The sequence below is a fragment of the Methanobacterium subterraneum genome, assembly GCF_002813695.1.
GTDB classification, from domain to species: domain Archaea; phylum Methanobacteriota; class Methanobacteria; order Methanobacteriales; family Methanobacteriaceae; genus Methanobacterium; species Methanobacterium subterraneum.
In genome coordinates, this window is record NZ_CP017768.1 from 906,221 (window position 1) to 931,719 (window position 25,499).

Annotated in this window: 23 protein-coding genes and 1 tRNA gene; 19 read left to right on the plus strand and 5 right to left on the minus strand. The window is 39.2% G+C overall.

Going from position 1 to position 25,499, the window contains the following annotated elements; all coding sequences use genetic code 11:
• The first annotated feature begins 83 nt into the window (after window positions 1–83).
• The 3 genes from BK009_RS04295 (at window position 84) to BK009_RS04305 (ending at window position 4,272) form a co-directional block, all read left to right on the plus strand.
• Complete coding sequence (locus BK009_RS04295) at window positions 84–2,747, plus strand: PAS domain S-box protein (RefSeq protein WP_100909125.1); 2,664 nt, start codon at window positions 84–86, stop codon at window positions 2,745–2,747.
• On the plus strand, window positions 2,737–3,177 hold the full coding sequence (locus BK009_RS04300; protein WP_100907879.1) for a response regulator: 441 nt from the start codon (window positions 2,737–2,739) through the stop codon (window positions 3,175–3,177). The genes BK009_RS04295 and BK009_RS04300 overlap by 11 nt, the downstream gene beginning before the upstream one ends.
• Before the next feature lie 162 nt (window positions 3,178–3,339).
• Window positions 3,340–4,272, plus strand: a complete 933-nt coding sequence (locus tag BK009_RS04305) for a PAS domain-containing response regulator (RefSeq protein WP_100909126.1) — start codon at window positions 3,340–3,342, stop codon at window positions 4,270–4,272.
• Window positions 4,273–4,483: 211 nt separating this feature from the next.
• On the opposite strand, the gene BK009_RS04310 is transcribed toward BK009_RS04305, so the two are convergent.
• Window positions 4,484–5,545 carry an NAD(P)/FAD-dependent oxidoreductase gene (locus BK009_RS04310; RefSeq protein ID WP_100909127.1) on the minus strand — a complete coding sequence of 354 codons (1,062 nt, stop codon included), beginning with the start codon at window positions 5,543–5,545 and terminating at the stop codon, window positions 4,484–4,486.
• A 219-nt stretch (window positions 5,546–5,764) separates the two neighbouring features.
• Between BK009_RS04310 and BK009_RS04315 the strand changes: the two genes are divergently transcribed.
• The 3 genes from BK009_RS04315 to BK009_RS04325 all read left to right on the plus strand — a co-directional run bounded on the left by BK009_RS04315 (window position 5,765) and on the right by BK009_RS04325 (window position 7,576).
• A tRNA-Gln gene (locus tag BK009_RS04315) sits at window positions 5,765–5,836 on the plus strand.
• 465 nt (window positions 5,837–6,301) lie between these two features.
• Window positions 6,302–6,652 (plus strand): ArsR/SmtB family transcription factor, encoded by a 351-nt coding sequence (locus BK009_RS04320; protein ID WP_100909128.1) that lies wholly within the window; start codon window positions 6,302–6,304, stop codon window positions 6,650–6,652.
• Window positions 6,653–6,883: 231 nt separating this feature from the next.
• The gene (locus tag BK009_RS04325; RefSeq protein ID WP_100906140.1) at window positions 6,884–7,576 is read left to right on the plus strand and encodes a hypothetical protein; all 693 of its coding nucleotides are present in this window, start codon (window positions 6,884–6,886) and stop codon (window positions 7,574–7,576) included.
• A gap of 282 nt (window positions 7,577–7,858) precedes the next feature.
• On the opposite strand, the gene BK009_RS04330 is transcribed toward BK009_RS04325, so the two are convergent.
• Window positions 7,859–8,656: a P-loop NTPase family protein gene (locus BK009_RS04330; protein ID WP_236951033.1), complete on the minus strand. Its 798-nt coding sequence runs from the start codon at window positions 8,654–8,656 to the stop codon at window positions 7,859–7,861.
• Window positions 8,657–8,998: 342 nt separating this feature from the next.
• On the minus strand, window positions 8,999–10,051 hold the full coding sequence (locus BK009_RS04335) for a transposase (RefSeq protein ID WP_100907055.1): 1,053 nt from the start codon (window positions 10,049–10,051) through the stop codon (window positions 8,999–9,001).
• A 579-nt stretch (window positions 10,052–10,630) separates the two neighbouring features.
• Between BK009_RS04335 and BK009_RS04340 the strand changes: the two genes are divergently transcribed.
• The 12 genes from BK009_RS04340 (at window position 10,631) to BK009_RS04395 (ending at window position 20,209) form a co-directional block, all read left to right on the plus strand.
• Window positions 10,631–10,975 carry a roadblock/LC7 domain-containing protein gene (locus tag BK009_RS04340; RefSeq protein WP_100906138.1) on the plus strand — a complete coding sequence of 115 codons (345 nt, stop codon included), beginning with the start codon at window positions 10,631–10,633 and terminating at the stop codon, window positions 10,973–10,975.
• 12 nt (window positions 10,976–10,987) lie between these two features.
• Window positions 10,988–11,566: a V4R domain-containing protein gene (locus BK009_RS04345; protein WP_157809706.1), complete on the plus strand. Its 579-nt coding sequence runs from the start codon at window positions 10,988–10,990 to the stop codon at window positions 11,564–11,566.
• A 367-nt stretch (window positions 11,567–11,933) separates the two neighbouring features.
• Complete coding sequence (gene argB, locus BK009_RS04350) at window positions 11,934–12,815, plus strand: acetylglutamate kinase (RefSeq protein ID WP_100909130.1); 882 nt, start codon at window positions 11,934–11,936, stop codon at window positions 12,813–12,815.
• Between the two features lie 272 nt (window positions 12,816–13,087).
• Window positions 13,088–13,753 (plus strand): DUF166 domain-containing protein, encoded by a 666-nt coding sequence (locus tag BK009_RS04355; protein WP_100909724.1) that lies wholly within the window; start codon window positions 13,088–13,090, stop codon window positions 13,751–13,753.
• Window positions 13,754–13,841: 88 nt separating this feature from the next.
• Window positions 13,842–14,852 (plus strand): N-acetyl-gamma-glutamyl-phosphate reductase, encoded by a 1,011-nt coding sequence (gene argC, locus BK009_RS04360; RefSeq protein WP_100909131.1) that lies wholly within the window; start codon window positions 13,842–13,844, stop codon window positions 14,850–14,852.
• Window positions 14,853–15,142: 290 nt separating this feature from the next.
• A complete protein-coding gene (locus BK009_RS04365) occupies window positions 15,143–15,637 on the plus strand; it encodes a flavodoxin family protein (RefSeq protein ID WP_100909132.1) in 495 nt (164 codons plus the stop codon).
• Between the two features lie 92 nt (window positions 15,638–15,729).
• Window positions 15,730–16,572 carry a protein translocase subunit SecF gene (locus BK009_RS04370; protein WP_100909133.1) on the plus strand — a complete coding sequence of 281 codons (843 nt, stop codon included), beginning with the start codon at window positions 15,730–15,732 and terminating at the stop codon, window positions 16,570–16,572.
• Entirely contained in the window at window positions 16,569–17,786 is a 1,218-nt protein-coding gene (locus tag BK009_RS04375) for a preprotein translocase subunit SecD (protein WP_100909134.1), read from the plus strand. Before BK009_RS04370 ends, BK009_RS04375 begins: the two co-directional genes overlap by 4 nt.
• A 349-nt stretch (window positions 17,787–18,135) precedes the next feature.
• A complete protein-coding gene (pyrI, locus tag BK009_RS04380) occupies window positions 18,136–18,609 on the plus strand; it encodes an aspartate carbamoyltransferase regulatory subunit (protein WP_100906131.1) in 474 nt (157 codons plus the stop codon).
• A gap of 70 nt (window positions 18,610–18,679) precedes the next feature.
• Window positions 18,680–19,090, plus strand: a complete 411-nt coding sequence (locus tag BK009_RS04385; protein WP_100909135.1) for a secondary thiamine-phosphate synthase enzyme YjbQ — start codon at window positions 18,680–18,682, stop codon at window positions 19,088–19,090.
• Window positions 19,091–19,562: 472 nt separating this feature from the next.
• On the plus strand, window positions 19,563–19,757 hold the full coding sequence (locus tag BK009_RS04390; protein WP_100906129.1) for a helix-turn-helix transcriptional regulator: 195 nt from the start codon (window positions 19,563–19,565) through the stop codon (window positions 19,755–19,757).
• Entirely contained in the window at window positions 19,754–20,209 is a 456-nt protein-coding gene (locus BK009_RS04395) for a DUF6773 family protein (RefSeq protein ID WP_100909136.1), read from the plus strand. Before BK009_RS04390 ends, BK009_RS04395 begins: the two co-directional genes overlap by 4 nt.
• Before the next feature lie 39 nt (window positions 20,210–20,248).
• On the opposite strand, the gene pheT is transcribed toward BK009_RS04395, so the two are convergent.
• Window positions 20,249–21,919, minus strand: coding sequence for a phenylalanine--tRNA ligase subunit beta (gene pheT / locus BK009_RS04400; RefSeq protein WP_100907890.1), 1,671 nt, complete (start codon window positions 21,917–21,919; stop codon window positions 20,249–20,251).
• 89 nt (window positions 21,920–22,008) lie between these two features.
• Entirely contained in the window at window positions 22,009–22,365 is a 357-nt protein-coding gene (locus BK009_RS04405; protein WP_100906126.1) for a hypothetical protein, read from the minus strand.
• A gap of 374 nt (window positions 22,366–22,739) precedes the next feature.
• On the opposite strand from BK009_RS04405, the gene BK009_RS04410 reads away from it, so the two are divergent.
• Window positions 22,740–25,475, plus strand: coding sequence for a valine--tRNA ligase (locus tag BK009_RS04410; protein ID WP_100909137.1), 2,736 nt, complete (start codon window positions 22,740–22,742; stop codon window positions 25,473–25,475).
• Window positions 25,476–25,499: the final 24 nt, after the last annotated feature.

Genomic DNA, 25,499 nt, shown 5'->3' on the forward strand with positions numbered 1-25,499 from the left:
TTAAATTATAATGTATTCAGGACGGAGGGGCTTTCATTACCGGGGACCATCATCTAAACAAATCAAGTCCAGGATTAATTGGATTGGAAGCCATAATAAACTTTTCACCATTACCCCAGTTTGTGATAGATAGGGATCATAAAGTAATTTACTGGAATAAAGCACTGGAAGAATATAGTAAACTCAAGGCCAGTGATATCCTCAGTACAGATAAGCACTGGAAAGCGTTTTACAAATCTAAAAGGCCCTGTATGGTGGATTTACTCGTTGATGAAGATATTGGAAGCTTATCTTACTGGTTTTCCCATAATTTCAAAAAATCAGAACTGGTGGAAGGAGCTTATGAAGCGGAAGATTACTTCCCCCACATGGGTGATGGTGATAAATATTTGCATTTCACTGCATCAGCTATTAAAGACCAGAGTGGAAATGTGATTGGTGGTTTAGAATCATTTGAAGACATCACCCAGCGTAAAATAGCTGAAAATGATCTTCAGGAAAGTGAGGAGAAATTCAGGAGCCTGGTTGAAAACCTCAATGTAGGTGTTTACCGAAACACCGTGGATCTAGGTGGTTATTTTATCCAGGTAAATCAAGCATTTGCCCGGATGTTTGGTTATGAATCCACCAGTGAAATAATGGAAACAAAGGTTATTGATTTTTTCCTGGACCCATCAGAGAGAATAACCTTTTTAGAAGATCTGAAAAAGGAAGGATCAATAATTGACCGGGAACTGCATCTTAAAAAGAAAGACAACACCCCCATCTGGGTTTCAGTATCAGCAAAAGCACACTACAATGAACAGGGCACCATAGAATGGGTTGATGGGATAATAGAAGATATTAATCATCGTAAAATTAGTGAAGAAGCTCTCATAAAGAGTGAAGAGAGGTACCGTTCCATTGTGGAAAATATCAACGATGGTTTCTGCATACATGATTTTGAGGGGAATATACAGGACTGTAATGAGAACTTCGCCATGATGCTGGGTTCGGTTCCTGAAGAGATAATTGGAACCAACCTGGATGAGTTTAGCAGCAATACAATGATGCTGGAAAAAAACAATGTAACAGGGGAACTTAAAAAAACAGGCATTGTTGAATTTGATGCAGATTTATTAAAAAAAGATGGCAACAGATGCTATTACAACATCAAATCAAGCATTGTTTCGGGTAAAAATGGCGATAAAGTTCATAGTTTCCTCAGAGATGTAACTAAGCGCAGGGAAATGGAAGAAATTTTACATGAAAGCGAAATCAAATCACAGAAACGTCTGGCAGAGATAGAGGCTATTTACAACTCCGCACCCATAGGATTATGTGTTTTAGATCGTAACCTCCGCTTTGTTCGTATTAATGATCGGATGGCTAAGATTAATGGCTTTCCCCCAGAAGAACATATTGGGAAAACCATCCAGGAAATCGTGCCAGACCTAGCTGAACAGGGTGAAATTGTTGCTAAAGAAGTTTTTGAAACAAAAAAGAAAGTTATGGGCCGAGAATTTAATGGGATTACTCCTGCAAAACCAGGAGTACTTAGAACCTGGATAGAACAATGGTACCCGGTTAAGGATTCTTCCAATCAGATTATAGGAATCAATGTGGCAGTACTGGAAATAACTGATATTAAAAGGGCAGATAAAGCCCTTAAAAAGTCTGAAGAAAAACTTCGTTTAGCTATTGAAGGGGCAGATGCTGTGATGTGGTTTTGGAACCTTGAAAAAGACGTTTTTGAATGGACTGACCGTTACATAAATATTTTTGGTACCAACCCTGATCCTGAAATGTCCTACGATGATTTCCTAAAATCAGTGCACCCTGAAGACCGTGAAAAAGTTAAAAATGCCACCCAAAGAGTCATGCAATATGGGGAGGATTTTAAAGTAGAACTTAGGACTATCTGGCCAGATAGATCAATACACTGGGTTTATTCCCTGGGACGCTTGTTTTACGATTTTCAGGGAAAACCTAAAGAAATGATTGGCATTGCCATTGACATCACCCCCAGTAAATTGGCAGAACAGGAACTTCAGGAAACCCTTAAACAGTTGAAAAGATCCAATGCCGAACTGGAGCAGTTCGCCTACGTTGCAAGCCACGACCTTCAGGAACCCCTTAGAATGATAACCAGCTTCCTCCAACTCCTACAACGCCGTTATGAAAATCAAATAGATTCAGATGCTAATGAATTCATCCAATTTGCTGTGGATGGAGCTGCCAGGATGCAGGAGCTGGTTAATGATCTTTTAACCTATTCCAGGATAGGGCGAAAAACCGGTAAATTTGAGTATGTGAACACGGAAGACATCTTGAAACAAATAACCTTCGACTCACGTTTGTTAATTGAAGAAAATAATGCCCATATCAATTACGATAATCTGCCATTGGTGTGGGCGGATTATACCCAGATGGTCCAAGTATTCCAAAATCTCATCAGCAATTCCATCAAATATAATGAACAGGAAAATCCCACCATCAACATCTCTGCTGAAAAAAAAGTCAATGATTGGGTTTTTAAAGTGGAAGATAATGGTATTGGGATTGATCCAAAACACAGAGTTCATGTATTCAAAATATTCCAGCGCCTACATGGAAGGGACGAATATGATGGAACTGGTATTGGCCTAGCCATTGTTAAACGGATTGTTGAACAACACGGAGGCATGATCTGGTATGAATCCAAACCAGGTGAAGGATCAATATTTTATTTCAGTATTCCCCAGGGAGATGAGAAATATGAAATATAAACTGATCACCGCAGTGGAGGTACTCCTGGTTGAGGATAATCCAGGAGATGTACGTCTGATTCAGGAAGTATTCAAAGAAGCTAAAATTAAAAACGTGCTTCACGTGGCACGTGATGGTGAAGAAGCAATGAAAATGTTACGTTTAAAGGATAAAAATCCCACCAGACTACCAGATCTCATATTGCTTGACCTGAACCTGCCTAAAAAGGATGGGAGGGACGTTTTAAAAGAAATAAAAAAGGATGATAGTTTAAAATGCATCCCAGTAGTGGTTTTAACCAATTCTACTAGGGATGAGGATCTGATTGAGACTTATAGAAACAATGCCAATTGTTACATTGCAAAACCTGGTAATCTGGACCAGTTAATCAAAGTGGTTCAGAATATTGGTGAGTTCTGGCTGAACATTGTGCGATTACCACCCCGATGATAATATAAGGATTATAATAATTGGATTAAAAATTAAATGGATTTAGAATAAATCGGATTATGAAATGCAGGGTTAGTGATCATTCAATGAATAAGATTGAAAATGAAATGATAAATCTTAAGTAATACTTCATTGATTAATTAGAATCATCAGGGCGATATCATGAAAAAAAAAGGACCTATCAATGTTCTTCTGGTGGAGGATAACCCCGGAGATGCGGTGATAATAAATGAAATGTTCAGAGAGATCCCACAGATTGAATTCAACGTTTTCCTTGCCAAACGTCTCTCTGAAGGACTGGAAGCAATCCATAAAGAAGATTTTCACATCGTTCTACTGGATCTGCAATTGCCGGATAGTCAGGGTATTGAAACCTTCAATCAAGTCCACCAACTGGCACCTGAAATACCAATAATTATACTCACTGGACTGGAAGATGAGGATTTTGCCCTGGATATTGTGGGTGAAGGTGCCCAGGATTATCTGGTTAAGGGACAAGTGGACCGGAAGTTACTGGCCAGATCTATAAAATACTCTATTGAACGAAAACACATTGAAGGTCGTTTAAGGGAAAGTGAAGAAAAATACAGGTTAATGGTGGAAAAAATTCATTCTGGAGTTTTTTTCGTGAATTCCAGAAATCAGTTAAGCTATGTTAATAAACAAATGGCTAAAATGTTAGGTTTCACAGTACCCGAGATGATTAATAAGGATATCTCCCAATTCACCAATCCCGAAGGGGATTCATGTTTCAAGAAACACTTGAAAAAGGTAAGTGAAGGGAAGGAATATCCTAAGAAAATAGCCAAAACCTATGAACTAGAATTTTTAAACAGAAATGGTTCCAGTCTCTGGGTTTTAGTATCCACAAACCCACTTTTTAAACCTAACGGAGAATACTTAGGTGCAATTTCTATTATGACCGATATAAGTTCACGTAAAGGTATTGAAAAATCCTTGATGGAAGCCATGATCGAAAAAGACAAGGATTTCTTCTTAATAATGGGAAACATGGTTGAAGCCATGAAACCATTAATTCACAAAGACCATATGACAAACCATGTAGTAGATGAATACGATGATAAATTTACCTGATTCTAATGAAATTTTTTTTGGTACTTTCAAACTTTCTATACTTATAAAGACAAATTTTTTATTCTAATCCATGAACTAAAACCCATCCCCATTAACCCTTCATAAAACCCATTAATGACCTTTTTAAACCCCATTAATGACCTATTTTTCATGAACTTAAAACCTGATCTATTTCGTGAATTAAACCTATTTCCATCCTATTACGTGGTGGTTATAATCTTAAATTTCCATATCTTCTTTTCATAGCTAACCGTGCCAGAGGATATAATAATCGCTGCATCCAGTTAAATCTATGAAAGGAACCAACATAAGCCAGTGGATCATTCTGACCATATATCCGATCCACGATCCAGGAGTAATTTCCAGATATTTCCCATAAAAATCTATTAACAATACTAGATTTCAGTTTTTTTCTAAATTGTTGTTCTGCCATCTCAGAGTAACCTTCATTGTGTATCAGGGCCTTTGCAGCTAGATAACCTGAAGTGATGGCATCCCTTATGCCAAATCCCCATAATAGGTCCTGAATTCCAGCAGCTTCACCTACATATAGCCTCCCATTCCTTTCGAAAGTATTCTGATTAGAAAAAGAACCCATACCACCAGAATGATGGATATTTGCCCATGTAAAATCAGTTAATTCCCTAAAGATTTTCAATGTATTTTGGAAGCAGTACTTAAGAAGATGGAAATCATGGAACAATACTGTAGAAATGGTTCCACAACCCCCATTAACTAAGAGATAGGAGTAACCCTTATAGGCTAAATGGTCATTAACCAGGGCCATAGCCATGTCATCCATATCTGTCTCGAAAACAGCACCCCTGGCTACCGCGAATTTCTCCCGGACAATTGGACCGGTAGCAATAATATCCGTACTCTCCCCAGGGATGGTCTCGCCAAAATTGATGTCAACACCCATATCCAGTGCCTGCTCCTTTAATCCATAATCCAAACTTCCCTCCTGAGGACCCCTTTTAACCAGGTAAAAAGCAGGTTTATCCAGTTGAAAATTCCAAAAACGATCCCCATTGGAAAGAGTGAAACTTTTAAAGGGCACATAATCGTAACCCTGATCAATATTCATCTTTTTAAAACTTTGATGAACATCTTCATTAACTGTCCAGTTTTCCAGTCCCTGGAAATCCCCATTAAATCGTTGCCCCACATCCTTATTCTTTTCATAGACTGAAATTTGAAACCCCTCCCTGGCAAGGTTAATTGCAGCCGATAATCCTGCAGGACCAGAACCCTGAATGGACACAATTCTCATACTAACATTTTTGTAATTAGTTTATGAAAAAATTTTTGTTGGGGGAAAAAAATTTGGAAATGAAAACTGAAATTATAATAAAATTCATGAATTTTAGTAATAATATTTACTCCCTTAAGATGGATAATTATGATTATTATGGTAAATTTAAATATTTACTCTGAAAAAATCAGTCCAGAAGCTAAAAGTTTATATTGTAAAACGGCAAACTATTGTCTTAGTCCCTTGGTGTAGTGGCAATCATGTGAGACTCTGGATCTTGCGACAGCGGTTCGACTCCGCTAGGGACTATTCTTTTTTATTCCTATCCCAAGGTAAAATATGTTAATCATTCCATTAGGAAAATTAAATAAGATTTTATCCTATAAAGCCATGTCTATTTCCCATAAACTCTGCCTTTAACCTTAAATCATTACTAACTTACATTTATACCCTAATAATTCGAAAAGTATTTGCATAAACAAAAGAAATTGTTTGCATAAATAAATCAGTTATACCGAAAAGTGTTGTTATCACACAAACATATAAAGGAAGAATTGAACAATTAAATTTATACACATCTAAAAATTTATGTTCAGATCTCTTTAATGATTCTATCAAATTTGTGATTTAGTATTCAGGAAATGGTTAGTATCAGATAAATGGATAAAATATGGAAGAATAAATATTTAGTAAATGGATAGTATCCTTTAAATGAAGTATGGATATTTAGATTTAAATCATGACTTTTTAATAAAGTCATACCCGGGGATTTCAATGAAGGGTGAAGATGTTTGCGATGTACAATGCATCCATGAAGATTCAGTAAAGGAAGTCAAGTCGCAAATGCTGGATGATGAGACCTTCCAAATGATTTCTGACAACTTCAAGATACTCAGTGACCCCACCCGCTTGAAAATACTCTACGCACTGATACTCAAAGAAATTTGTGTCTGTGACCTGGCTGCCATCTTGAAGATGAACGATTCAGCAGTCTCCCACCAACTCCGATTACTAAGAAATAAGAATCTGGTTAAATTCCGTAAAAAAGGGAAAATGGCCTATTATTCAATTTCGGACCAGCGGATAATGGAAATGATCCAAATGGAATCTGAACTGGTAGATTAAAAAAAAGCGAAAGACAATTTTTTTAAAGATATGAATTATCTGGATAATTGCAGAATAAATAGAGAGGATAATAAAAAAATTTGATAGTTACTAAATCAGGGAATATAATGGGCATTATGAGGGGATCAACGGGCTTGATAAACCCAGATTTTAAGAAAATGGGGATATTATGAATATTTGGAATGAAAGGGAATATTGGATAAATAATTTCCAGTTTAAAGAGGTAATTTAATGAAATGGGCTTTAGTTGTGCTGGCAGTTTTCCTGCTAATAGTAGGTTATGCATATGTTTCGACCATAAATGGTCCAATCACACCAGAAGGTAGACTAGCATTTGTAAAATTGGCCAACCCTGATATGTATCCCGGACACCTTCACTCCCAGATGCTGGCAAGATTTGCCAATGAAAGTGGGTCTAAATCTATTCTGGTGGTGCACTTTGCCGGGAGCTCTAACTACCGAAACTACAAGGAAGGGGATGTGGAGATTTTAGAACTGGCCTTCGTGGACACCCAGGGAACTGGAGCTGAAGGAGCTACCAACTACTGGGATTCACTACAAATAGCATTATACGGTGTTCCAGATGGCCGGTATCAGTACAAAACAGATGGGAAGGTGTTCAACAATCTGGACGATGCCCTGGACTACTTGTATGGAATTGCAGAGAAAAATGGGCAAGAGGGTCCCATACCCATGTACTGGCATGGAACTGCCCGTAAAGACAATCCCATGTTTGCTCAAGGATGCGGATTCCCCTTATTCTTTGATATTGTCCGGAAGCAATACGGTATTATACCTGCATTCGTATACACCTTTAAAGGAATGCTCTTACCATACTTCAAAGATCCCTATGCAAGCTTTGAACTGCAGCACGCATCCGAACTTCAAAACTACTACCAGGAAGGTATGATAAACTTCAAATAAAAAAAATAGGGACCCATGATTGAATATGGGTTAAAATAATTTATTATGATTTTCTAATTTTACCCCAAAACCCCTATTTTTCTCAACCCATATTTTTTTTATTGACTAATTAACCAGGTCCGCTAAATCAGTTATTATGCCTATAATATTATCATCCTTATTTAAACAATTAACTAAGCTCATAAATCATTAATTATTTTTTTAAACCTATTAACTAAGTCCAATAAATCATAATTTAGAATGTACATCAATTTTATCTCCTAACATTCGTTCATTTATCCCCTAATATTCGTTACCCAGCCCATTTTCAAGGTCTTCGAAAATAAAACGGGGCCGGCAACCGTATTTGTTTATGCAGGATAGTATCTGGTCTTCATCCACATCTGGGAAATTTTTTTGAATTATTTGCACAGTCTCTTCCGCAGAGTAAGAAATCCGAATGATTTCAAAGAAGAGGTTCATTAAAAAAACAAAGATTTCCGATAGGATGCTGAAATCAGTCAGTAGATCGTACTTAACACCCCTGATCTTGATCATAAAGGCCGTCTGAATCACCACGTTAACCTTCTCCAGATCCCCCCTGTGTTTCAAGTATTCTCGGAATACTTTGATATAGAAGGGGAATGCTTTTATCCCGTTATTTTCAGTCCAGAGGCTTAATCCAAATTTGTCTTTATCCAGAAATTCAGAGTCAAGGAGTTTGTCAGCCAGTAACACTGCATCGTATTCAGCTACCTTCTGATAGATCTCTTCATTAGTCTTAACACCCAGATCAACCCGCAGTGTCTGGAAAAATTCATGGAACACCTCTGAATAACTCATGTTCATGTTATCCAGAAATAGGGTTGGATCGTAAATATCTAGATCCAGTATCTTCAAAGCAGAATAAATATTGGCAGATTTACCAGTACCAGGAGTTCCAATAATGAGTACGAACCTTCCCTTTCGATTTTTCAAACTGCGGAACATACGATATATCTTCCGAAATGACCGGGTAAATACAAAGTCATTACTGTCCCCTTCTGACTGCACCCTATACTGTGCCATGTTATTATTTATGAGTTTATAATATAAATCCACTTACAATTGCCAGCTAGGATAATTGAATCCAGATATTAAAGTTAATCACAACTGTCTGGAAGAATTATTTTTTAAAAGCCTTTTTGATATGATAATGTGAGTTTTCAGGTGTTACTCCCTGTTACTAAAAAAAGGCCAAAAAAATAATAGTTTAACAGGTTCTGATAAATATAAACCATTCAGGTGCCTTTATATTTTTTGAACACAATTTATTTTATCAAACCAGGGCCTGCTAAAAAATAACTCATCATAATATATTCCATATAGTTTTTTGGTTAGAGTAAATCTGGAACCGGCGATAATTGACTGTTTATTATTATAATTAAGATCAGGGTGTCTGTTTTAAGTGAAATTTTGCATGGTGTAAATTTCTTTGATTTCGTTTTGGCCATTGGATATTAGTATTCCTAGTAAAAGTACATTTAGATATGCTTTTTTATAGACGGATCGTTTGGTATATGCGTGTATATGTCCTAAGCCTAAATTTTCTTTTAGGAATTCGAATACTTTCTCGATTTTCCATCTTGTTCGGCGTGAATCTTCCCATTTAGGAAGTAATTCGAATAATCGGTTTCGTAATTCCTGATATATTGTTCCGGATTTATTTTCATAGTTAAAATAATCTAACGGATTGATTATTTTGTCTTTTAACACTTCTAATGTTGGTTTTTTCCTTGGAAATACTAACGGAACGATTTTGTATTTGTTTATTCCGGTTAAGTAATTGCAGGCACTATAAAATCCTTTATCTGCAATTACTAATTGTCCTTTTCTGAGTAATCTTCTTCTTTTCAGTTCATACATAATTTTGTCAAATATTTTTGCGTCGTTTGGTGAACCTGGATAGATTAGTATTGCTAGGGGTCTTAATGTTTCGTGTTCTACTGCTATTGTCATCTGAAAGCCTGCATAATGGCCTTTAGAGGTAGAAAAGCCTCTTTTGTAGTCTTTATCAAGGCATGTTTGCTTTGAAATATACTTTCCATTAAACTTCAAATCAATGATTATCGCGGTTGAATCGAGTAAAATAGTTTTAAGACCTCGTATTTTTTTAAATTCTAGTTTGTTAAGTGTTTTTAATGCTAATTCTAGGTATTTTTGTTCATTTTTTCGTGAATAAACCTCTCTGATTTGTTTTAATGTTAATGGGTTGTTTATATTTAGGAATTTCCGGAGCTTTTCACGGTTTTCTACCTCAGAGTGAACATGTGATACTTCTAAATTAAAATATGATGCTAATAATATTATTTTTAGCATAGTTTGATATCGTTCTATGCTTTGTAGCTTGTTTCGAGCCAATTCTTGCTGAAAACTTCTACTATCGATAAGTTTAATTACTTTACCAAACAGAGTCCAAATAGGGTCTTTTGAATCGGGATTTAACGGGATATTCATTTTTATCAGCCAATAAAATATTATATCCCATTATTAATAAATATTCCGATTCTTAAGGCCTATTTTTAATATATAGTCAATATTCAATTGTACTTTTATCCGGGAAATCCAAATACTTGTTTGTGTTTGAAATCAAAGTCATAAAGTTGGTGAATTTTCACACTAGATCAGACACCCTGTTAAGATTAAAAAGGTTTTTTTTGAATGAGAGAAATATCTCCAGCAGACACCAACATTTGATGGGATAAGTATGGATTTTTGGATTTTTAAACAGGATTTATACAATAAAATAGAATATTATCTGAATTTATTTGTTAAAGGTACTATTAAATCTTTTTTTTGTACGGTTTTTTACAAAAATATATATTAACATATTAGGGATTCATATTCATGGATATTCATAAAGAGTTTGGAATTCTTGAATTTTAATTAAACAGATTTTCCAAATCACATTAAAATGGAACACCAAACATGAATGTTCATTGAAATTGGAATTCCAGAAAAATAATATTACCTTCAATAAGACCATTCACCATTTTAAGGATTCTGAATGGACTTATTGACAAAGGAGGAAGAAAAGTGATAAGTAGAGTTCTTAAAGACTTAGGTAGGATAGAAGGAGTGAATGGATCATTGGTAGTTGGAAAAGACGGTTTAATCATAGAAAGAGACGTTTCTTCCGATATTGACTCAGAACTGGTAGGTGCCATGTCTTCAGCTGTTTTTGGTACAGCAGAAAGATCATCCGAAGAAATGAAACATGATAAACTGCAACAGGTCATGATTGAAGGTAATAAAGGAAAAACACTCATGATAGATTCTGGAGAAGCAATTTTAGCGGTGATCACCGACACAAGTATAAATCTAGGATTAATACGATTGGAAATGAAACGAAGCTCAGACCGAATTATGGAATTACTTTAAGGAATGATGAATATGCCAGAATACACAAACTACGATGAATACTTGGAAAACATGGGATTAATACTCAAAGAAGGCGCCAGCATCCTATGTTTAAGCCCTGAATCAGACGCTACACGCCCCGGACCCTTCTGTGAAGAAAGAAAAACACTGGTTTCCGCTAATTCAGTGGGTGCTTTGAGATCAATAATCATTACTGGAAGTAAACAGTTTGGAATGGGAACCATTGGCTCCATACTCCGAATAGCAGGAGGGGAATTTTCAACCTTAAGAGCCGCTCAGATGATCGATGCTGGTAAAATTGAAAAGGGAGATATCCAGGGATGGTTAGACCTGGTTAAATTCGATTTCAAAAACTGGGGTTATGGTATATTAACCACTGAAAGTATTGAAGATGACAAAATCGTGGTTAGACTGGATGAAAGTATGAGTTCCGCAGGGATACCCAACCTGGGAAAAGCAGTATGTTACTATGAAGGAGGACGAATCACTGGAGGTCTCTCAGAGGTAACCGGAGAAAAATGGCAGTTTGTAGAAACAAACTGCTGGGGAATTGGAGACGACTTCTGCAAATTCGAAATAACCAAGATCTGAATTCATGAATAAAACTAATATCTGAATTCATGAAACATTCCAGAGAATTATTTATTAGTTGGATCTCTTTGGAAGGATGTTTAGATCAAAGAAATGTTTAGATCAAATAGGATGTTTAGATCAATCGATCAAACATTCTCATTTTTTTTATTTTCAACCCTACTTTTTTTCCATCAGCTTCTAATTATCTTCCGAAAAGTTTTAATAAAGTAGAAATTAAAGATACTAATTGGCTAAAGGAAGGATATTTTGTCTATTAAAAGACATAAAAGTTTTTAAAGGTTTTTAAGATTAAAATAAGATTTATCAATCCATTGAAGGTTGAAAATCTATAGTAAATTATCACTTTACAATAATGGTGTTTTGTATGGAAACTGTTAACATTCTCATTGAGGCTCTGCCTTACATTAAAAAATTCCACCAGAAAAAGATTATGATTAAGTATGGTGGCCATGCCATGATTGATTCGGCTGCAAAAAGCTCCACCGCACGGGACACCGTTCTCCTAAAATATGTGGGGATGAAACCAATAGTGGTCCACGGAGGGGGTCCTGAAATCTCCCGTTCCATGAATAAATTAGGGAAGGAACCAAAATTCATAGGAGGATTGCGAGTAACTGACCAGGAAACCATGGATATTGTGAAAATGGTCCTGGTAGGTAAGATCAACACGGAAATTGTGGCAAACATCGGACTCCACGGAGGTAAAGGGGTGGGACTCTCTGGTAAAGATAACCTGCTGCTTAAGGCCCGCAAGCGATCCCCACAATTAGTGGTCAACCAGGAAACTGGTGAAGAACAAACCGTGGATCTGGGACTCGTAGGGGAGATTGAATCCATCAACCCAGAAATCTTGGATGTTCTAACTGAAAACAATTACATACCAGTCATCAGCCCCATAGGAGTGGATGAAAGGGCAGAAACTCTAAATTTAAACGCAGATACAGTGGCTGGTGAAGTTGGTGGCAAAGTAGGAGCCGAGAAACTTATCATACTCACCGACGTGCCAGGCATACTGCGCGATCCATCTGATAAGGATAGTCTCATCAAAAAGGCCACCATCAGCGAAGTTAAGGAACTGATTGAAGATGGTACAGTCCGTGATGGTATGCTGCCCAAGGTCCTCACCTGCATCAGCGCCCTGGAAAAAGGAGTTAAGTCCGCCCACATAATCGATGGTCGGGTTAAGCACAGCATACTCCTGGAAATATTCACCAAAAAGGGTATTGGGACCATGATTACCAGATGAATATGATTACCAGATGAATATCCATTATTTTTTTCAATAATTTTTTTTCAAATTCTTATTCCCAGAATTATGAATGGATCCTTTAGCAAATTCAATTTACATTTACATAAAAAAGGAAATTTTCAGAATTAAGAGAAGAGAATTAAGAGAAGAATTTTAGATGTAAAAATTAATATTTTAAAATAAAAAATGATTAACGGTAAAATGGGACCTTAAAATAAAAAGATATATGGATAGATGGGTAATTTTAACTGTTAAGAGGGATTTATATGATTAAGATAGCTATAGTAACAGACGGAGCCTACGGTGAAAGGGCTTATGCAACCATAAAAGAAGAATTTGACTCTGAATACCTGGTTATGGATTCCCTTCAGTCCAGTTTCATGGATGAGATCGATCTTCCCCTAGAAACCATGGAACGTTTGGAAAAGGCAAACATCATCATAACCTATGTTTTACACCCTGATCTTACCCTGGACCTGGTGGATGCTCTGTATGATAAGGTGGATTGGATAATAGTAGGGGCCTGGAGAGGTGAAGGTTTCAAAAACCAGCTGGAAAGTTATGGGAATGTGAACTGTCCAGAAAACATGTGCGACCTCACTGAAAATGGTAACCCTGTTTTTGATGAATTTGTATCTAAATTCGGCAGACCAGTGGTACGGGTGAACTGCCAGGGCGATAAAGTGGTTGATGTGGAGGTTTTACGTTGCTCTCCCTGCGGTAGCACCCAATTCGTGGCTGAGGAAATGGTGGGTGAAAACACAGACACTATACCAATTAAAGCTGGTCTTAGAATACAACATTATCCTTGTCGTGCCCCTAAAATGAGACTTTTCGCTGATGATGAGTGTAAAAAGGAAATGGCTGCTAACTTCCATAAGGAAGCATTCCAGGAAGCACTGGATAAAAAGAAAGATATTAACCCTAAAAAATAATTTTAATTACCTGAAAAAAATTCAATTTATACAATAAATCAATATAACTTTAATACCTATTGTCGCGAAAAAAGTAATTGTGAGAAATATGTTAGAAGTAGCAATTATCGGAGCCAGTGGTTACACTGGAGGGGAACTATTGAGGTTCCTGAGTGTTCATGAAGAAGTGGAAGTGGTAGCTGCCACCTCCCGGCAGTATGCAAACACCCCAGTACGGAAGGTACATCCACACCTCCATGATCTGGATATAGAATTTACGGACCAATCCCCCCATGATCTAGATGTGGATCTGGGATTTACCGCCACCCCCCACGGGGCTTCCATGAGTATAGTTCCCCAGTTAGTGGATAAGGGAATTAAAGTTGTTGATCTCAGTGGAGACTACCGCTTCGACAATATAGGGACCTATGAGAAATGGTACAATCTCAAACACGAAAAACCGTTGGATGCAGTTTACGGGTTACCGGAGATGTACCGAGAGGAGATCAAAAAAGCCAATCTAGTTGCTAACCCTGGATGCTACCCTACTGGAGCTATCCTGGCAGGTATTCCACTGGTAAAGGAAGGGCTGGTGGATACTCTTATTGCAGACTCCAAAAGTGGGGTTAGCGGTGCCGGGATTAAACCCACCCCTGTTACCCATTATCCCAATATCAGCGATAATATAGTGCCCTACGCTGTCACCACTCACCGTCACATGCCTGAGATCCAGGAAAAACTCGGTAAATTTGGTGATGTTCGTGTTTCCTTCACCCCTCACCTGGTACCAGTAATCAGAGGTATTATAACCACCCTCCACTCATTCCCCAACCAGGAGATTAGTTCAGAGGAGATTGTGGATCTATATAATAAACAGTACCAGGCTGAACCATTTGTAAGGGTGCTGGATACGGGTGAAACCCCCCGTTTAAGTTCAGTGCGTGGATCCAACTTCTGCCATATAGGTTGTTTTGAAGTTGATGAAAACGGCCGATTAGTGGTTGTTTCTGCCATTGACAATTTGGTGAAAGGTGCCTCTGGGGCGGCAGTGGCCAACATGAACCTGATGTGTGGATTCCCTGAAAACATGTCCATGGAAGGTTGTGGTTTACATCCTTGAGATTGTTCCTTTTTTTACTGAAAAAAAGGCATAAATTACTGTGCATCCAAGGGAGACCTACACCCCCTAAACCTTTATAAACTTTGATCCATATATTTTATGAGAAGAAGAGAAAAAAGTGAGAAATTTCATTAAACTTTAGTAAACCCATTAATTCTACATAAAAACAGAGATTATCGCCAGAGGCAGATATCTACCATTTACTGTGATGATCAAAGGTTTACTATTTTCCTGATTTTTCCACTTTATTAGGAGTGAAACTTTATTGTTTGAGTTTTGAGGTAAATTTTATGAAAACCATGATCCTGTTTTATTCACGAACCCGGAAAACTGCCCTGGTAGCCAAAACATTGGCCCAGGAAGTTAACGCAGATTATCTGGAAATAACCGACCTGAACAACCGGGCGGGTGCGCTTAATTATGTGAAAGCTTCGCTGGATGCTTTCCGTGAGAATAAAACTTTAATAAAACCGGAGACAGTGAACCTCACTGATTATGATCTGGTTTATGTGGGGAGTCCCACTTGGGCTGGAAAACCAGCACCGGCAATAATAACCCTAATTGATCAATGCGACTTCCAAGGGAAGGATGTGATCCTCTTTGCCACCATGGGAAGTTCCGGGGGCCAGAAGGTAATTGAACGGATGCGGGAAAAAATAGAACCCCGCGGAGGGCGTATGATCAAATCATTCCAGATCAAAACTGGTAACCAAAAAACTGAAGAACTCGTTGAAAACATTAAAGAGATTGTAAAAGAGGAAGACCTCCCTATATATGGGATATAAATCAAGTGTGAGTGAATAAAATAATAAATTTTTACATTCACATTAATCCCTAATAAAAAAAAAAAATGTTAGGATAAGACCTGGTGATTTAATTGATAACATTGGAAAGATTCTTAGAATCATACAAACCACTAATCGCCATCCCCGTAGTGATCACCATCATTTCCCTGGTATTAATAGCCACCATGGGTATTAATGAGGGCATCGAACTTAAGGGTGGTACAGTAGTGGTTATAGAGCTTGAAAAATCCGTTAGTCAAAACGAATTGCAATCAATAATTAGTTCCACTGTCCCAGGTCAACAGGTTGATGTTAAATCCATTAACAACGACCAGGCCACAGTGGACATCACCGGTGACACCGATGTGGTTAAAATATCGGCGGCACTAAAGGAAACCGGTACCATAACCAGTTACCGATCAGTGGGGCCAGTGTTGAGCGCAGAATCAATGACCCAAATTTACTATGCACTGGCATTTGCCTTCATCTTCATGAGTATAACCGTGTTCATCATCTTCCGTGATGTCGTACCCAGCATGGCCATTATTCTGGCTGCAATTTCGGATATAGTCATAGCAGTGGGTGGGATGAGCCTGTTTGGCATACCCCTTTCCATTGCCTCTGTGGGAGCACTGCTGATGCTCATTGGTTACAGTGTGGATACCGACATACTCCTCACCACTCGAGTCCTTAAGAGGAAAGAAGGTACTATTACTCAACGGGCTAAAGATGCAATGAAAACAGGTATAACCATGGCTATCACATCCACTAGTTCCATGGTAGCATTGTACCTGGTGGTGGTGTTTTTAATACCAGCAGCCCAGACACTGGCTGATATTGCTGCGGTCCTTATAATTGGACTGGTAGCTGATATTATGACCACTTGGCTCATGAACCTTGGAATACTGAGATGGTACACGGAGGCACGCCAATGAAACTCAAAGAATTCTTAAAAGATAAAAGAGTGCTACTCCTGATAGTTCTGGTTATTGCCAGTATTGGTGCTATTTCTGTTCTAGGGATACAGCAGGGTTTGGATCTGAAAGGTGGGTCTACTATACAGATCCAGCTGGAAAAACCAGTGGACACCGCCACCATGAACACGGTTACCGCGGTTCTGGATAAAAGGTTGAACATTTTCGGGGTTAAAGATGTTAAAGTTTATCCCAGTGGAAACCAGAATGTAATTGTGGAGATTGCGGGGGTTCAACCTGAAGATGTGGCCAAGATCGTGGGAAGTAACGGTAAATTCGAGGCCAAGATCAACAACCAGACTGCGCTGGTGGGATCAGATATCACCCAGGTGAAAACTTACCAGGTGACCGGAACCCAATGGCAGGTCCCATTCACCGTGTCATTAGATGGTTCCAATCGATTTGCCCAGGTTGCTAAAGGCCAGGCCGGAGTCCCTGTGGAGATGTATCTAGATGATGAGTTGATCACTTCCCCGGAGCTTGCCGAAGAACTGGCCAATGGAAATCCATCCACCGATGTGATGATCAGTGGCGGGGCAGCTACCAAAGAAGAAGCTCAGACTGAAGCTAAAAGTGTGCAAACCCTCTTACAATCTGGTGCTCTACCAGTTAAAGTCAAAATAGTAGGAGTTAGTAGTGTATCCGCAGATTTAGGTGATCAGTTCATTAATGGTGCTCTTATCGCCGGTTTATTAGCCCTAGTGGTTATTGCTGCCATTATTATCCTAAGGTACCGTACCCCCATACTGGTTGTTCCCATCATAATCACCAGTATTGCAGAGTTAATACTGGTTTTGGGAGCCGCTGCAGTGATCCACTGGAACATTGACCTGGCAGCTATTGCCGGTATAATAGCAGCCATTGGTACCGGGGTTGATGACCAGATCATCATCACCGATGAGGTGCTCAAGGGATTCAGTGAGAAGAAGGGTAAAAGAAGAAGACTGGCAGGTGTACGGTCACAGATTAAAGGCGCATTCTTCATAATATTCGCTGCAGCCGGAACCCTGATCGCGGCCATGTTACCACTGGCCTATATTGGGTTCAGCAGGGGAGCAACAGGAATAGGTGTGCTTTCTGGATTTGCCTTCACCACGGTTCTGGGAGTGCTCATTGGAATTTTCATCACCAGGCCAGTGTACGCCAAATTCATTGAAATGATTCTGGATAAATAGGATACAATCCCTAAATCCTATTTTCACCACATCTTTTTTTTAATCCATTTTTTTCAAAATGAGGATATTCTAAACTATTCAACCACTATTTTCCATACCATTATTTCTTAAAAAAAACCTGAAAATAAAACTAATTTTAATATTACTGCAATAGGACTACATATTTGAAGGATTCATCCTTATTTGAAGGATCCATGCTTATTTGAAGGATCCATCCTTATTCTCCAAAATTAAGCGGAAATTCTATTATAATTAGCCGGTTCAGGATAGGCTGGTAATCACCAGGGGGGATAATCTTATAAAATATTATCAGAATATATTTCTTCTAGAAATAAGAAAATGGTGAAACATGAAAACTCCCTGGGAACTGAAGGTAAAACCCATTAGGAATGGAACCGTAATTGACCATATCAGTGCTAACAAGGCCCTGAGAGTCCTTAAGATACTGGGACTTCCCAGTAAGGAAACTGCAGTGACCCTGGCCATGAATGTACAGTCCAGCCAAATGGGAAGTAAGGATATTGTTAAGATCGAAGGCCGGGAACTGGCATCCCGGGAAGTGGATGAAATTGCACTCATAGCACCATACGCCACCATCAACATTATAAGGAATTATGAAATTGTGGGAAAGGGTAAGGTGAATCTCTTAAATGAGATTAACAGTATTTTAAACTGTTCCAATCCCAACTGCATCACCAACACTGATGAACCAGTTACCACCCGTTTCACTGTCCTGCAGAAGGAACCATTGATACTGCGCTGCCATTACTGTGAACGGATTATGGATCAAACTGAAGTACAAACTCAGTTCAGAGTTTTCTAGATTCATAAAATTTTTATTATCTATTTTAAAGACAAATATAGGATTTATAGGATAAATAAGGGGGATTTTGATGGTTTTAAAACGTGGAACTGTGGAGGTTAACACCTCCCAGAGGGTGGAGATTCAGGATATCACCCCTGAGGTGGATGCAGTGCTTAAAACTAGTGGTGTTAAAGATGGGCTGTTGAATATTTACAGCCGTCACTCCACTTCAGCCGTGGTAATCAATGAGAATGAAACTGGTCTGGTTAATGATTTCCAGTTAGCCCTTCAGAAACTGGTTCCAGAGGGTGTGGGTTACCAGCACGATGGTATTGATAACAATGCTGACAGCCATATCCGTGGGTTCTTACTAGGGGGCAGCCAAACCATACCTTTCGAGAATGGTAGGATGATGCTGGGTACCTGGCAGAGTATCTTCTTTGTGGAACTGGACGGCCCACGGCAAAGGAAACTTACCGTGACTGTTATGGGAGATTAATAGTTATAGATTAATTGTTATAAAAATCAATAATAAAACTTGTATTTTTTGAAGGGATGCTTAAAATAAGGGAATAATTTAAGGGAATGCTTAAAATTCGTTTAAAATGGATATCTAAAAACTGTTGGAAAGGATTAAGAACCTTCATTAAAGAGTATAAAAAATTAAATTAGAATATAAAATCAATTGAAGGGACTTTCAATTAAAAAAAAAAGATTTTAAATTAAAATAGGGTTGTTTATTCCATCTTATCACATAAATTACCTTCATTTCATTTTTTTATTATTTTATCTCGGAAGTTGTAAGTTTCTGGTATAATATTCTTATTTTTCATCAATATCTCAAATCTATTGATTGTATGCATCTTTAAAGTTCAAACTTGAAGATAAAAATAGATAACATTTATAAGGTGCAATATATAATTAGAATTATGCAACATATATATTGCATACGGGTGGTGGAGGTAAAAATAGTGAAAAATAAAAGAATGAAAATTGCAAGGGTTGAAATGGATTTATCACAGGAACAACTTGCAGAACTTGTTGGAATAACCAGACAAACAATAGGACTTATTGAATTAGGAAAATACAATCCGTCCTTAAATTTATGTATTGCTATTTGTAAAGCTTTGGGAAAAACATTAAACGATTTATTCTGGGAGGAATGAATATTAAAAAAATTAAAGATGAACGAATTGAAAAAATACAGAACAGATATGGGACACATGCTTTCATAATAGTATCTGCATTGTTATTTTCATCCATATTATTCAAATCAGTTGTAATGAATTTACCATTTAAGGAGTATCTAACTGAACTCGTGATATTTTTAATAGGAATGGTATATTATACCCTTAAAATTACAAATGCAGGTTTATTCCACACAGTCAAAGAAAGCAAAATATACCTCATTACATCTTTTGCTTTAATCTCCATCCTTTTTGGTATTTTAGTGGGACTAACAAATATGTTCAGGTATCAAAATGGACAATTCAATGAAATAACAATGTTCAGCATATCCATTTTAACAGCTGAAGCATTCGTTATTATAATAATTGCATGGATAACTTTTGAAAAGTTATCCAAAAGAAGCGAAAAAAAGCAATTTGATGTAGAGTGAAGGTATAAACTTTTTATTAATACCTGAATGTAGTGGAGTTTATTTAAGGGTTTTAAACTCCACTTCCATTGCCACCACCGGATACTCCAGTTCAAAGTTCCGTATAACCTCTGGATTCATTTCACCGAAGAATCCTTCAACACATATCTCACCTGTTTCTTTTTTCACTCCTTTTAGTAATGCGCAACGCCCCCGGATAAAGCTGGGGTGATCTAGATCGTCAATAACCATTTCCAGCCCCAGATTGTTTATAAAGGCATCGCTGGTTGATTTGATCTCGGTGAAGTTGGCCTGTGAATGGGTGATCATGGCTGCCATTTTTTTACTACCCTTTGTCCGGGTTTCATTCTCCCCATCCAGGAAGACTGTTTCCCCTACTTCGAAGATCCTCTGGGGTAGTTCTTCGTGTTTGTTATCCTCCAGAAACTCCAATAATCCATTTAGAAGACTCTGTCTGATCATGGTCCGGTCCTGGCTTATGGGTTGGGCTACTTCCACCCGTTCCGTTTCCTGGAGTTTCATCTTCTGGAAGTGGTTCTCCTCGTTGGTTAACATGAGACTCATAACCTCTGTGAAGCTGAGTCCATTCATGATCTCCCGGACGTTCTGATCAAACTCCAGGTAAGGGTCTTCCCGGGCCACTGTGGCTACCTGAGGTAGTTCCGGTTCTATCTTACGGAAACAATAACCAATAGCCACATTCTCAATTATATCCACCTCATGGAGGATATCAGCCCGGTAAGGAGGTATTTTAACCAAGACCGTATCCTCATCAGCGACTTCTGCATCAAAACGGACTTTTCTTAGGGATTCTACCACCATATCCAGAGTTAATGGTATTCCAATAAGTTTTACTGCATTTTTCAAGCTTAATGTTCTTTCTTTCGGTGTTAAATCAGGCCTTATGAATGTTTCATCCGGATAAATGTTTTCCATGGTCTGAATGGTAGCCCCAGATTCAGCGAAGCTGGTGGCGATAATGTTCAGGGTTCGCTCCACTGCCTGCTGGTCAGTACCGGTGACATCCACAAATAGGTTCCTGGTATCACTGGTAAGCTTGGTGAGCTCCCCATTGATAATAGGAGGCATGGAAAGTATTTTATCTTCAGAATCCATAATCAATGGGTAACGGTCGTACTGGTCTATTAAATGGGCATAGGCCTGTCCTTTTTTATGTTGGGTGAGTATTTCCCGGAGGGTCATTTCCTCATCTGATTCCAGGGGTACGAAGGATACTTCATCAGGATCTGCAGCAAAATATCGGAAAGGACCCTTTATCACGTCCAGGTTGTGGATTCCAATGGCTACTTTCTTACGGTCCCGTCCAATAACCCAGTGCAGGTCTTCCTGGAAGTCCATGATCTGGGGAAGTTTATCATCATCAAATTCCACGTTAAGGACCAGACAACAGGCGGTGTAAGGTCGGATATTTTTAAGTCCCGGATCAATGGTTATGCTGGTTCCAGATGGCTCTAAAGGGTACTTTGGTATTCCTTCCTCTATTTTCAGGAAACCTTTAAGTGCCCGGGCAACTCCCTCCACACTCAAATAGTCTGGCCGGTTGGGGAAAAACTCCACTTTTACCCCTTCATCATCATACTCCTCAATATCACTCCCAATCATGGGGAGAAGATCAATGAGTTCATCCTTGTCTATTTCCATTTCCAATAGTTCTTCCAAATCAGTGTAGGTGAATTTTATAACTGGCATGACTTTTTCCTCATTTATTTATTTTTTCTAGATGATCCAGTTAGATCAACTTATAATTGAGATTAATTATCTAAAACTACATCCACATATTATATACCCAGTATCATTATAAAGAACAGTGATTCTACTGTAAAGTGAAGGGCACGGTGTTGAAGGTAGTTCATTTTTAACCCCGCCACTTCGTGGTAGAGGTCCACAACCAGGTGAATTACAGCTGCTAAAAACCCTATCTCCAGGGATAAAAATACCAGGGATAATAATATAAAGTGAAAAACGGCTTCCAGGACCTCATGAACCACCCACATCCGGATATTAGAACCCATTATTCTCTGGATCATTCCGGCCAGGAGGACATAAAAATCAAAGAACACCTTCCAGAATATCTGACTATGGGCCTCATCACTCACTGCCAGAATAACCGCAATGTAAAACCACAGTATTTCCATATTATATCCACCGGTATTTACTACTTTTAAGGATTATTTATCACTTTTAAGCTATTTAGAAACTCTTAGGGTATTTAGAAACCTTTTCAGATTGAGGAATCAATAATATTTACTCAAGTATTAGCTTATCTCACCCGTACTGATCTATCTTAATTACTGATCAATCTACAAGTACTGATCTATCCTAATATCAAGGTTTTTATTATCAACGTAATTTTATATCATGTAGCTATAATATAGCTATAATTATATCCATTCATTAATAAACTATAGAAATACTTAACTTGAAAGCATATATATTAATTTGTATTAATTTAGCTAATAATTTGGCTGATTTTAGAGTTTACTAATGATTTATTAAGAGGAGACCTAAGATGAAGGAAGTTGAGGTTCCCAAGGACTACAATCACGAAAATGAAATAAACTGGCAAGCAACCTGGCAGCGAATGAAACTCTACCAGTTCAACCCTGATGAAAAACGACCACGCTATATTATTGACACCCCACCACCATACCCCACTGGCTCAATCCACATAGGTCATGTTCTTAACTGGCTTTACATGGATTTATTAGCCCGATGGAAGCGTATGCAGGGGCACTCAGTATTGTTCCCCCAGGGATGGGATTGTCACGGCCTGCCCACCGAGGTTAAGGTGGAGGAGATCCACGGTATTAAGAAGAACGATGTTCCCCGGGAGGAATTCCGGCAGATGTGCATCGAACTCACCAAAGAGAATATTCAGGGTATGAAGACCCAGATGCAACGTATGGGATACTCACAGGACTGGAACCGAGAATACGTAACCATGACCCCTGAGTACAAGGAAAAAACCCAGCGCAGCTTCCTGCAGATGTACCATGAGGGTCTGATCTACCGCGCAGTGCACCCGGTGAACTGGTGCCCCCGCTGTGAAACTGCCATTGCTTTTGCTGAAGTTGAGTACCAGGAAAATGAAACTTTCCTCAACTACCTTGAATTTCCTGACCCTGCTGGTGAAACAGGTGTTCCCATTGCCACCACCCGACCAGAATTACTGGCAGCATGTGTAGCAGTGGTGGTACATCCAGAGGATGAACGCTACCAGCACCTCACTGGTAAAAAGGTACAGGTACCCTTATTTAACCGGGAAGTGGAGATTATCACCGATGAAGAGGTGGACCCCGAGTTCGGTACTGGAGCAGTTATGATCTGTACCTTCGGGGACAAAACTGACGTAACCTGGGTGAACCGCTATGATCTGGACATCATTGAGGCCATCAATGAACAGGGAATAATGCAGGATGTCTGCGGGAAATACAGTGGACTCACCCTCACAGAATGTAAAGATGCAATAGTGGAAGACCTGGATAAGGAAGGATTCCTCACCCGTAAGGAGAAGGTAGACCAGAACGTGGGCCAGTGCTGGAGATGCAAAACACCCATCGAGATACTGGTGAAAAAACAGTGGTTCGTGGCAGTTAAACAAATGAACCCCCAGATCATAGATGCCGCCGAAGGCATGGACTGGATACCAGAACACATGAAAACCCGTCTATTGAACTGGACTGGTAGCATGGACTGGGATTGGTGTATAAGCCGGCAGAGGATATTCGCCACACCCATACCAGTATGGTACTGTAAAGAGTGCGGAGAGGTTATGGTCCCCTCTGAAGAGGAAGTACCCCTGGACCCAACCCAAACACAACCCACAAAACCATGCCAGTGTGGAAGCACAGAATTCATAGCAGAAGAAGATGTACTGGACACCTGGATGGACAGTTCCATCACCCCCCTGGTAATCGCTGGCTGGCCTGGTGAAGAGTACCAGGATCTCTTCCCAGCCACCATCCGCCAGCAGGGACATGACATCATACGTACCTGGGCATTCTATACCATTCTACGTACCCTGGCCCTCACTGGAGACGCACCTTTTCAGAATGTGGTGGTTAACGGGATGGTGTTCGGGGAAGATGGACATAAGATGAGTAAATCCAGGGGGAACGTCATTGCCCCTGAGGATGTGGTGGAGGAGTACGGTGCCGATGCCCTCCGGTTATGGGCAGCCAACAGCGTACCAGGATCAGATGTGCCCTTCGCCTGGAAGGATGTTCAGCACGGCTACAAATTCCTCCGGAAATTCTGGAATGCCTTCCGATTCGTTAACATGCACCTGGCAGCTTACAGTGCAAATAATGATGTTGAATCCATTAAAACCACCTTAAAACCGTTGGATAAATGGATACTATCTGGTTTAAACCAGCTGGTAGGAGAGGTCACCCATACCATGGATGATTACAACTTTGCCCATGCCCGTAACCGTATCCAGGCCTACATCTGGCATGATTTCTGCGACGACTACATCGAAGCAGTTAAATACAGGCTGTACACTGATGAAGAAGGAGAATCCAAACAGGCTGCACTTTACACCCTGAACACAGTTATCCAAACATGTTTAAGGCTAATGGCCCCATTCACTCCCCACTTCACCGAGGAGATCCATTACTACCTGGAAGGATACGGAAATGCTAAAAGTAGCGCAGAAAATGATAATGTGGGAGAATTGGATAAAACTAGGGATGAAGATGTTTTCAGGAGCATTCACCAGGAAACCTGGCCTGAAGTGGTACAAGACCTGGTGGATCCAGTGGCCGATGGTATTGGACAGCTGGGCGCCGAAGTCATTGGTGAGTTAAGAAGATTCAAAGCCAGCAGGAAAATGCCACTCAACACCCCCCTCAAGGCTACCACCATCTATTCCAATTCTCCTGAAAAGTATAACCACCTTTTAACTCTAGAAGATGATATCAAGGGCACCATGCGTATTGAAGAGTTGATGGTCAGTGAAGGGAAACCAGATGTACGGGAGATCGTGGTGGAAATCACTCCCCGTATGGATAAGATCGGACCAGAGTTCAAGGGACAGGCCCCAGTTATAGTTAAATATCTGCAGTCCCATGATCCACAAGAAATAGCTGATTCCCTGGAAGAAGATGGTTCCATTGATATTGAAGGATCCCTGATCACTGCTGACTACATTTCAACCAGTAAAGAATTGGTAGGCCGTACCGGGGAAAAAGTGGAACTTTTACTCCTTGAGGAAATGGACCTGGTAATGGAACTGGTGATCTAACACCTTTACATGTAGAATCAATGA